The 9,547-nt window shown below is 54.3% G+C and carries 5 protein-coding genes; all 5 read left to right on the top strand.

Annotated elements, in window-relative coordinates; translation table 11 throughout:
* Positions 1–236 precede the first annotated feature (236 nt).
* The 5 genes from AC2LD7_RS12740 (at position 237) to AC2LD7_RS12720 (ending at position 9,535) form a co-directional block, all read left to right on the top strand.
* Positions 237–815, top strand: a complete 579-nt coding sequence (locus tag AC2LD7_RS12740; RefSeq protein WP_484598103.1) for an acyltransferase — start codon at positions 237–239, stop codon at positions 813–815.
* Positions 799–1,938 carry a dTDP-4-amino-4,6-dideoxygalactose transaminase gene (rffA, locus tag AC2LD7_RS12735; protein WP_484598102.1) on the top strand — a complete coding sequence of 380 codons (1,140 nt, stop codon included), beginning with the start codon at positions 799–801 and terminating at the stop codon, positions 1,936–1,938. Before AC2LD7_RS12740 ends, rffA begins: the two co-directional genes overlap by 17 nt.
* Positions 1,939–1,958: 20 nt before the next feature.
* Positions 1,959–7,409, top strand: coding sequence for a TDP-N-acetylfucosamine:lipid II N-acetylfucosaminyltransferase family protein (locus AC2LD7_RS12730; protein ID WP_484598101.1), 5,451 nt, complete (start codon positions 1,959–1,961; stop codon positions 7,407–7,409).
* A gap of 531 nt (positions 7,410–7,940) precedes the next feature.
* Complete coding sequence (locus AC2LD7_RS12725; RefSeq protein WP_484598100.1) at positions 7,941–9,104, top strand: flagellin; 1,164 nt, start codon at positions 7,941–7,943, stop codon at positions 9,102–9,104.
* A gap of 71 nt (positions 9,105–9,175) precedes the next feature.
* A complete protein-coding gene (locus AC2LD7_RS12720) occupies positions 9,176–9,535 on the top strand; it encodes a flagellar protein FlaG (protein ID WP_484598099.1) in 360 nt (119 codons plus the stop codon).
* Positions 9,536–9,547 lie beyond the last annotated feature (12 nt).

The following is a 9,547-nucleotide window of genomic DNA, read 5'->3' as shown; positions in this document are numbered from 1 at the left end:
ATCGGCAGGGGCTGAAGTCAGCCAGAAATACACAACTACTTCAGACCATCCCTAGGAAACGCTGTTTTGTCTGACATCGTGGTCACTAATGCATCCCGAGGATTCCGGCTGTTGGATGGCTAAGTTGATCGTTTGAATCTACCGTCTTCCTTTAGTGCTGTACTGAGAGCGGCTAAGCGCATAGTCGCAACAAAGGAAGCAGGATGTGCGTCCAAGTAGGGCTTATCGGAGCTGACATGGGATATCTTGCTGAAGAACAAATCAGAGCTTTGGGATTCAAGTCTGTCGGGCGCAATGTCCGAATTAGCGAACGGGCCAGTATTTACAATGCCGACCAGATAGAAATCGGCCATGGCTCCAGGATCGATGATTTCTGCGTCGTTTCGGGGGTCGTGAAAATCGGGCGCAATGTTCACATAGCACCGCATTGCCTCGTGGCTGGCGGCGAAAAAGGCATTACGCTGGGTGATTTTTCAGGCCTGGCTTATTTCGTTCAAGTTTTTTCTCAGTCAGATGATTATTCGGGCCATAGCCTGACTAATCCAACCGTGCCAGGAAAATATAAAAACGAGTTCAAGGCAGAGGTTTCTTTGGATCGCCATGTAATAGTTGGGGCGGGCTCGATCATTTTTCCAGGCGTACATATCGCCGAAGGCTGCTCGATTGGTGCCATGACGTTGGTCAACAAGAGTACCACTCCATGGGGGGTATATCTGGGAAACCCCGCTCGAAGAATAAAGGAGAGAAGCCAGCGCTTGCTGGATCTGGAACAGATCTTCCTTCAAGAGGCGCAAGAGAATGATCCCTTTCAATAAGCCTTATCTGCATGGTCGGGAATTGGTTTACATCGCTGAGGCTGTAGCCTCGGGGAAGATTGCAGGCGACGGCTCGTTCACTCGCCGCTGCCATACGTTCTTCGAAGAACGTTACGGTATCAATAAGGCGCTGCTGACGACATCCTGTACCGACGCGCTTGAAATGTGTGCACTGCTGCTGGATATCAAGGAGGGGGATGAAGTTATCCTGCCGTCCTTCACCTTTGTATCAACCGCCAATGCGTTCTCTATGCATGGCGCCCGCCTGGTTTTTGCCGATTCCTGTGATGACAATCCGAACATATCCGCAGATGAAATCGAGCATCTAATAACGGCTAGAACGCGCGCTATTGTCGTCGTGCATTATGCTGGCGTTGCCTGCGATATGAAGAACATCATGGCTCTTGCCGAGCGCCATGGCATCGTCGTAATCGAAGATGCCGCTCATGCCGTTGAGGCGACCTTTGATAGCCGGCCTCTGGGAACCATTGGTGCGTTGGCAACTTTCTCTTTTCACGAGACTAAGAACGTCATTTCGGGCGAGGGTGGCATGCTTGCTATCAATGATGCGCGTTATATCCGGCGTGCCGAAGTCATACGTGAAAAGGGAACGAATAGAAGCGCCTTCTTTCGTGGCGAGGTAGATAAGTATAACTGGGTGGACGTTGGGTCTTCATACCTGCCTTCGGACATCATCGCTGCTTATCTTTATGCGCAGGTTGAGGTTATAGATGCGATTCAGGCCAGGCGTATTGCTATTTGGCAGCGATACAATACTGCTTTCTCCTCGTTTCCTCAGCGAGGCATCGGGCTTCCCACGATCCCATCATGGGGCTGTAACAATGCGCATATGTATTATTTGCTCATGCCTGACCTGGAAATGCGCTCTGCCTTTATCGATGTCTTGAAACAGGAAGGTATTCTCGCCGTTTTCCATTATCAGCCACTGCACCTGAGCCCTTACTATGGAAAGCTACATGGGGATAGAGTGCTTCCAAACAGTGTCCGCTTTTCAGAGTCACTGGTGCGTTTGCCCATCTTCTACGAGCTTACAGATCAGCATCAGAAATATATCATTGAGCGCGTTATGCAGGCTGTCGATAAGCTGACCGTTTCCCCATAAAATTTAGAATGGCTGTGGCTATGAATTCCAACTCGAAATATGTTTGTCATTTTACCCCGGATGATAAGTTCATTGACATGGTGTTGGATGATTTCAGCCTTCTGCCTGCGCCCAGTCGAGTTTTCGTGCTCGGGTCACCACGCCAACTTTCCTATATAAAATATCCAGGTGTTGAGTTTGTTTCTTCAGCAGAGGCACGCGCGGCAGTTTGTTCTGCGGAGTGCGCCGCTGTTATATTTCACTCGCTCACCGCAGACTGCTTGGAGATTTTGAAAGAACTACCCTCTGATAAGTTGGTGGTGTGGCTTGGCTGGGGATATGACTACTACGATCTTCTATTGAGCGATGCCTATCCGCAGGGGCGCTACCAGCCGGCAACCCGCTCATTGCTGTCGGAACTTTACGGAGAGAGTTTTCCGGGCATGGCAGGCAAACGGGAGGTTCCGTACGCTCTGCGTGACTTGCTTAACAGGGTCAACTATTTCGCATGCCTGGATACCGAATACCAACTCATCAAGCAGAATCATGCATGGTTTCGGCCGAAATTATTTTGGCCTTGGGGTTACGGCCATGCCGAAGATAATGGCTCCTGTTCAGGCAATGATATTTTAGTAGGAAACAGCGCGTCTCCAGAGAATAACCACCTTGATGTATTCAATTTTCTGCATGAAAACCTAAGTTCTTCGGGGCGGCGTATTGTAGTACCGCTCAGCTATGGAGATATGAACTATCGGCAGTATGTCGTTGATGCTGGAATCGAGTTTTTCGGCGATGCTTTTCAGCCTCTGATGGGGTATATGGATAGGGCGTCATACTTTGAAGCCCTCTCTTCCTGTGGCTATGTATTCATGAATCATGCTCGGCAGCAGGCGGTGGGCAATATATCGTCTGCCCTGTTATCTGGCGCGCATGTTTTCATGAATCCATCGAGCCCTCTTTACGAGTTGCTTCGAGCGCAGGGAGCTGAAGTGGATGCCCTTGATGGCTCAAGTGTTGAGCTTACGCCCCTTTCACTTGAACAAAGACTGATCAACAAAACGGTGACGCTGGGCATATGGGGGCAAGATGCTCACAAACGGCAAGCCATCAGTCTCGCGTTGCTGATTCAGCAACATCTCTCGCAAGGGGGGCGTTCTGAAGCGACTGTTTGTGTGCCGAGGCCGAAAATGTCCTCGAAGGCGCCGTTCTTCAGCGTGGTCATGCCGATGTACAACCGCGAGCGCTACGTGAAGGAGGCGATTGACTCCGTTCTGGCGCAAAGCGATGCAGACCTTGAACTGATCGTAATCGACGATGGCTCTACAGACCGCTCCTTGGAAATCGTGGGCAAGATCGATGATCCACGGCTGCGTTTGTTTCGCAATCAGCACGCTGGCGGCGCAGCGGCGCGCAACACCGGCATCGATGCAGCACGCGGCGAGTTTATCGTCTGGATCGACAGCGACGACCGACAAGCGCCGGGTGCACTGGCGGCGTTGCGTAGAACCATGCAGGCCTGCCCGGACGCCGATATCTATTACGGCGATCTAGAAATTTTCGACGACACCCGCCCCGACAAGCTCTGGCGTACTGAATATCCGGATTTCTACGGCGAGACGCTGTTGCCACGGTTGATCCGTGGTAACTGTCTACCCAACCCCGGCACGGCTGTGCGGCGATCGCTGTACCAGCGCTACGGTGGCTACGACGTCGGCTTCGTTCGTTGCCATGATTTTCAGATGTGGACGCGGCTGGCCGACAGTGCCCGCTTCAAGAAGGTAGATAACATCCTCTGCCATTGGCGCCAGCACGGTGAAAGTCTGTCTAGCGCCAAGACCCGTGCGTTCGAAGCCAAGGTCGCGCAGGACATGGTTGAGCGTTACCCACCCAGCCGGCTTTTCTCTGACTTGAGTGACGATTCGCAGGGGCAGGGTGCAGCGCTATGGCGGGTTTCGCAGATCCATCAGGAGCTGGGCGAGCCGGCCCAGGCGTTGCGTGCCGCCTATCGCGCGCAGGCGCTGGGCGTGGGCGATCAGGAGCGGATCAAGGAGCTTGAACGCCTATCCGGCAGCCGTTACGAGCCATTCTTCAGCGTCGTGCTGACGACGTTCAATCGCCCGCAACTTTTGTTGGATGCACTGGCCAGCCTTGAGAAGCAGCAGTTCCGCGATTTTGAAGCGATTCTGGTCAACGATCATGGTGAGGAAGTGGAGCCGTTATTAGCGCGCTTCCCCTATTGCGTCACCTACATTCGTCAAGGTCGCAATCGAGGGCCAGCAGCGGCGCGAAACGCGGCACATCGCGTGGCTCGCGGACGCTACGTGGTGTATCTGGACGACGACGACATCTTCCTGCCCGACCATCTGCAAACATTGGCTGATGCGTTGCAGGCGCACCCTGGCGAGGTGGTTTACAGCGATGCGCTGTTTGTCGCTGAAAGAATCGAGAACGGCGTACGCCACAGCCTCCAGGAGGAGCAACGGTATCCGCACGACTGCTATTCACGTGAGCGCTTGTTCGTCGACAACTATATTCCAGTTAATACGTTCGCTTGGCCACGTGCGGTGGCTGCTGAGGTCGGCGAATTCGATGAGACCTTGTCGGGGTTGGAGGATTGGGATTTCCTGCTGCGACTAGCGGCCAGGGTACCTTTCCATCATGTGCAACGGGAAACCGTACAAGTGCGCATGCGCGTCGGTGACGCTGCGCCGGATCGCCGCTCCCTTCATGCTTTCAAGGATTACCCAGCGCTGTACCGCGAGCTCTACTCGCGACATTCGGATCTAGACGACGCCCGTGTCAAAAGCCAGCGTGCCGCCAAACTGACGCAGCTCGGACAAGTGTCCAGCGGGAGTCCGGGGGATGTGGTTCGGGGATGGCTCGCGGCGCGTATGCCGGATCCTTTGCAGCGACGGCTAATTGAGGAGCATCTCGAGAACAATCAGGGCGGGCCACGCATCGGTTTGCTAGTGCTTGATTTGCGAGGCGATGTCGAGTCTGTCACGCAGACGCTGAGCAGTCTGCGTGACGAGCAACAAGGGTATCGGAACTTCGAAATAAGGGTGCTGACCACTGGTAATTTCGGCGGAGATGCGTTTGCCGGCCATGTGTTGATTCAGGTAAGCCAGGATAGCTATGTGGCGTCGCTTAACCAGGCCGCTACTGAGTTGGATTGCGATTGGTGCCTGTTAGTCCAAGCCGGCGAGCGTTTCACGGCAAGCGGTCTGCTCATTGCCGCACTGGAGCTCATCACAGCGCCAGATAGCCGTGCGATATATACCGACGAGATCCAGATGGCGCCGAACGGTGAGCTGTTGCCTATCTTGCGACCAGATTTCAACCTCGATTTGCTTCTGAGTTTTCCGGCCAGCATGGGCCGGCACTGGTTGTTCCGACGTGACGTATTCATTGCTGCTGGCGGATTCGATCATGCCTACCCAGGTGCCATCGAGTTCGAATTGGTGTTGCGCCTTATCGAGCAGGATGGCCTGGCCGGGCTTGGTCATGTGTCCGAACCACTATTGATGACGACTGTGCTGCAACTAGAGCATAGCGACGATGAAGTGAGGGCTATCAAAAGACATCTGGGGACCAGAGGGTACGCGCAGGCCGAGGTTGTGCGGTTCCTGCCAGGACGTTATCGGCTGCAATATGGGCATGCCACAGCGCCAGGCGTCTCGATCGTTATTCCGGCTTTTGCACCTCTGGCCGCGTTTCAGCGCTGCATGGAAAGCATCTTGGAAATGACCCGGGATGTTCCCTACGAGCTGTTGCTTGTTCCTAGAAAAGCGCAGGGCGATGAAATGGTCGCTTGGCTGGATAGCCTGAAGGCGATGGGCGAAGCCAACATACGAGTCCTGGACGAATGCGTAGCCCAAAGCCTGCGGGCGTCGCAAAACCATGCGGCTCAGCAAGCCCGAGGGGATTATCTGCTTTTCATTGCAGCGGATACGGCGGTCGTCATGGAGGATTGGCTCACCTCGATGTTGAATCATGCCCAGAGGCCGGAAGTAGGCGCCGTAGGTGTCAAGATGGTCAGTCCGGCGGGTGCGATTCAGCACGCCGGTATCGTGCTTGGTTTGCAAGGGCCCGCCTGCTCTCCGTTCGTGGGAGAAAAGTTGGATGCATCGGGCTACATGAATCGCCTTGAAGTTGACCAGAACTACAGTGCTGTCAGCGGCGCTTGCCTGATGATGGCGCGAGCGAAGTTCCTTGAGCTGGGAGGGTTGGACGAATCGGACAGCACGAAAAACTGGGCTGATCTTGATCTATGTCTCAGAGCCCAACAGGCTGGTTATCTCAATGTCTGGACGCCGCATGTCAGCGTAATGAAAGATCGTGCGGATGAGCCATTAAGTACGACTGAACAGGATGAGCTCTACGGTCGCTGGCTGCCTGTCCTGGCACGCGACCCGGCGTATAACCGGAACCTGTCTCTGGTAAAACCCGGTGGTTTCAAGCTTGCCGATAACGCGCTCTCCTGGCGTCCGACTTCTTCTTGGAAGCCATTGCCGAAAATATTGCTCCATCCTGGGGATATGTTCGGTTGCGGGCATTACAGGATGATCTACCCGTTTCAAGCCATGCAGGCTAATGGGCAGGCTGAGGGAACGATGTCGATCGGCCTGATGCATCCCACTGATCTGGAGCGATATGAGCCGGATGCGATAATCCTGCAGCGTCAGATCGGAGCAGAGCGCGTTGAGGCGATGCGAAGAATCCAGGCATTTTCGCGAGCATTCAAGGTATATGAGCTTGACGATTATTTGCCGAACGTCCCGGTCAAGAGCATTCACCGTACGCAAATGCCGAAGGATATCGTTCGATCCCTTCGTCAAGGGCTTGGCTTCGTCGATCGATTCGTTGTTTCTACCGAGCCGTTGGCCGATGCGTTCAGTGGTTTTCACTCGGACATTCTGGTGATGCCGAATCGCCTTCCAGCTGATATCTGGGAGAATCTTGAGCGAAAGCGAACCCGTCAAGGCCGCATGAGAGTCGGCTGGGCAGGGGGCTCAAGTCACGCCGGCGATCTGGCAATAGTGGCGGATGTCATCAAAGAGCTTGCGGGCGAGGTTGACTGGATTTTCTTCGGCATGTGTCCCGAGTCGCTGCGCCCCTACATTAAGGAATGGCACCAAGGCGTGAGCATTGAGCATTACGCCTCCACGCTGGCTGCCTTGGATTTGGATCTGGCCATCGCTCCGCTAGAACACAATATGTTCAATGCGTGCAAAAGCAACCTGAAACTACTCGAGTATGGCGCCTGTGGTTATCCAGTGGTGTGTACCGATATCGAGCCGTACCGTGGAGGTCTGCCTGTTACGCGGGTAAGAAATCGATTTTCCGAATGGGTTGACGCAATACGCGGTCACATTGCCGAGCGTGAGGCAACCGAGCGTCTCGGCGATGAGCTTCGTACGGTGGTTCGCCGTGATTGGTTATTGACCGGGAACGCAGTGGATCAGTGGCTCGCGGCTTGGACGGGACGATGATTCGATTTTATAACTGACGTCACTCCGAAACGGTTTTTTTGTGAGCCCTCGCGGCGTCTTATTTGAACCTTGGCGGGACATTCGAATGAAAGGGCTTTTGGCGAATATAGGGTGCGTTCGCCAAAAGCCCGGAGCTCAATCACCCCAGCGGACATTCCCGCCCGCTCGCTTGCTGGCGTGTTTTTGTTCAGACGGGCTTCCTAAAGCATAAGCCCCGGCGTCGATAGCTCGTGCTATCCAAGCCAGCCGTCTCCATCTGCTGGCAGTAATCGCCCGCCGCAGTGATATTCCTCATTAGTAAAGTTCTTCACCTCTTGGTCGATACAGATTCCAGTTCGGCCGGTTACCGGCCGTACAAAACTCTTGAATCGGTACGAGCGGGCAGTTTCGAAAAAATAAACGAGCAGCCCTAAAGGTCCCAGACGAAACGCCGATACAAGAGATGAATGCGAACTCACTGGTTGCCTGAGCATTGCAGGCTAGGGTCGCAACCCAGGCAAAACAAGCTAGGTCCGATGGAGGACAAACATCATGGCTTTGACCGTTAACACCAACGTTGCTTCCCTGAATACTCAGCGCAACCTGAACAACTCTTCCAACTCGCTGGCCACTTCTATGCAGCGCCTGTCGACCGGTAGCCGGATCAACAGCGCGAAAGACGATGCTGCCGGTCTGCAGATCGCGAACCGCCTCACCAGTCAGGTTAACGGACTGGGCGTTGCTGTAAAGAACTCCAACGATGGCATTTCGATGGCTCAAACGGCCGAAGGCGCGCTGCAGCAGTCCACTAACTTGCTGCAGCGTATGCGCGATTTGGCTCTGCAGTCGGCCAACGGTTCCAACAGTGATTCCGAGCGTAAAGCACTGAACTCTGAAGTAAGCGAGTTGAAGAAAGAACTCGATCGTATTTCGAACACCACGACGTTTGGTGGTAAGAAATTGCTGGATGGCAGCTTCGATACCACCACGTTCCAAGTGGGAAGCGCCGCCAACGAAACTATCAGTGTTAAGATTGACGAAATGAGCACTGACTCCCTGAAAGGCAAGTCTTTCGAGGGCTCCGTTGCTGCAGCGACCGGAACCGCGAGCGCCTCAGGCACCGTTACTGTAAGTGGAACCGTTAATGGTGAAGACTTCACCGTGACCACCACCATCGCAAGTGGCACCACTGCTGCCGAGGCAACTCAGCAGATCGCAACTGCAATCAACGATGCAAACGTAGGTTTGGGTGCTTTTGTAACCGAAGGCGGAGACACCAAAATCGTTTCTGGTCTGGATACTGACGGATCTGCAAACGCGCTGACTGCATTGTCTATCAGTGGTGTACCTACGGGCCTGGCGGCTGGTAGTGCTTATACGGCCGCAACATCGGCAACAGAAACTAAAGTGTCGGCAATCGACGTAAGCACGGTACAGGGGTCTCAAGAGGCTGTGATGGTCATTGACCAAGCCATTCGAGATATCGATTCACAGCGTGCTGACCTCGGTGCTGTTCAGAACCGCTTCGAGAACACTATCGGAAACCTGCAGAACATTTCCGAGAACGTCTCTGCCGCTCGCGGTCGTATTCAGGACACTGACTTCGCTGCTGAAACCGCCAACCTTAGCAAGAATCAGATCCTGCAACAGGCTGGTACTGCGATCCTGGCCCAGGCCAAGCAGTTGCCGCAGGCAGTGCTGAGCCTGCTGCAGTAAAAGCGGCTCTAACATGGCGTAAGGATGGGGAAGTGCTTGTCACTTCCCCATCGATTCATTCGAGGTGAATCATGGACGTCGCAAAAATGACAGGCATCGCAGCTGCGTTGACCCCGTTCAGTCCCGCACCCAGCGTTCCGAAGGAGCCTGGGTTTTCGTCGTTTGATCGGCAGGTGCTTGCTACGCCTGGCGAGGATCTGGATGCGCGGCCGGAGGCTGTCGGCGAGGCGGTGGAAAAATTGCGCGCACAGATGCAAAGTGCGCAGCGTGATTTGAGTTTCAGTGTCGACGACTCGACAGGAGACCTTGTCGTTCAGGTTGTCGACGGTGAGTCGGGCAAGATAGTTCGGCAAATTCCGTCAGAAGAAATTCTGCGTTTGGCTGAACGGCTCGACGAGATGCGCAGCCTGTTATTCGAGACCAAGGCCTAAACGGCACGGATA

Source organism: Stutzerimonas sp. (assembly GCF_982611455.1).
This window is presented reverse-complemented; position numbering and strand designations above follow the sequence as displayed.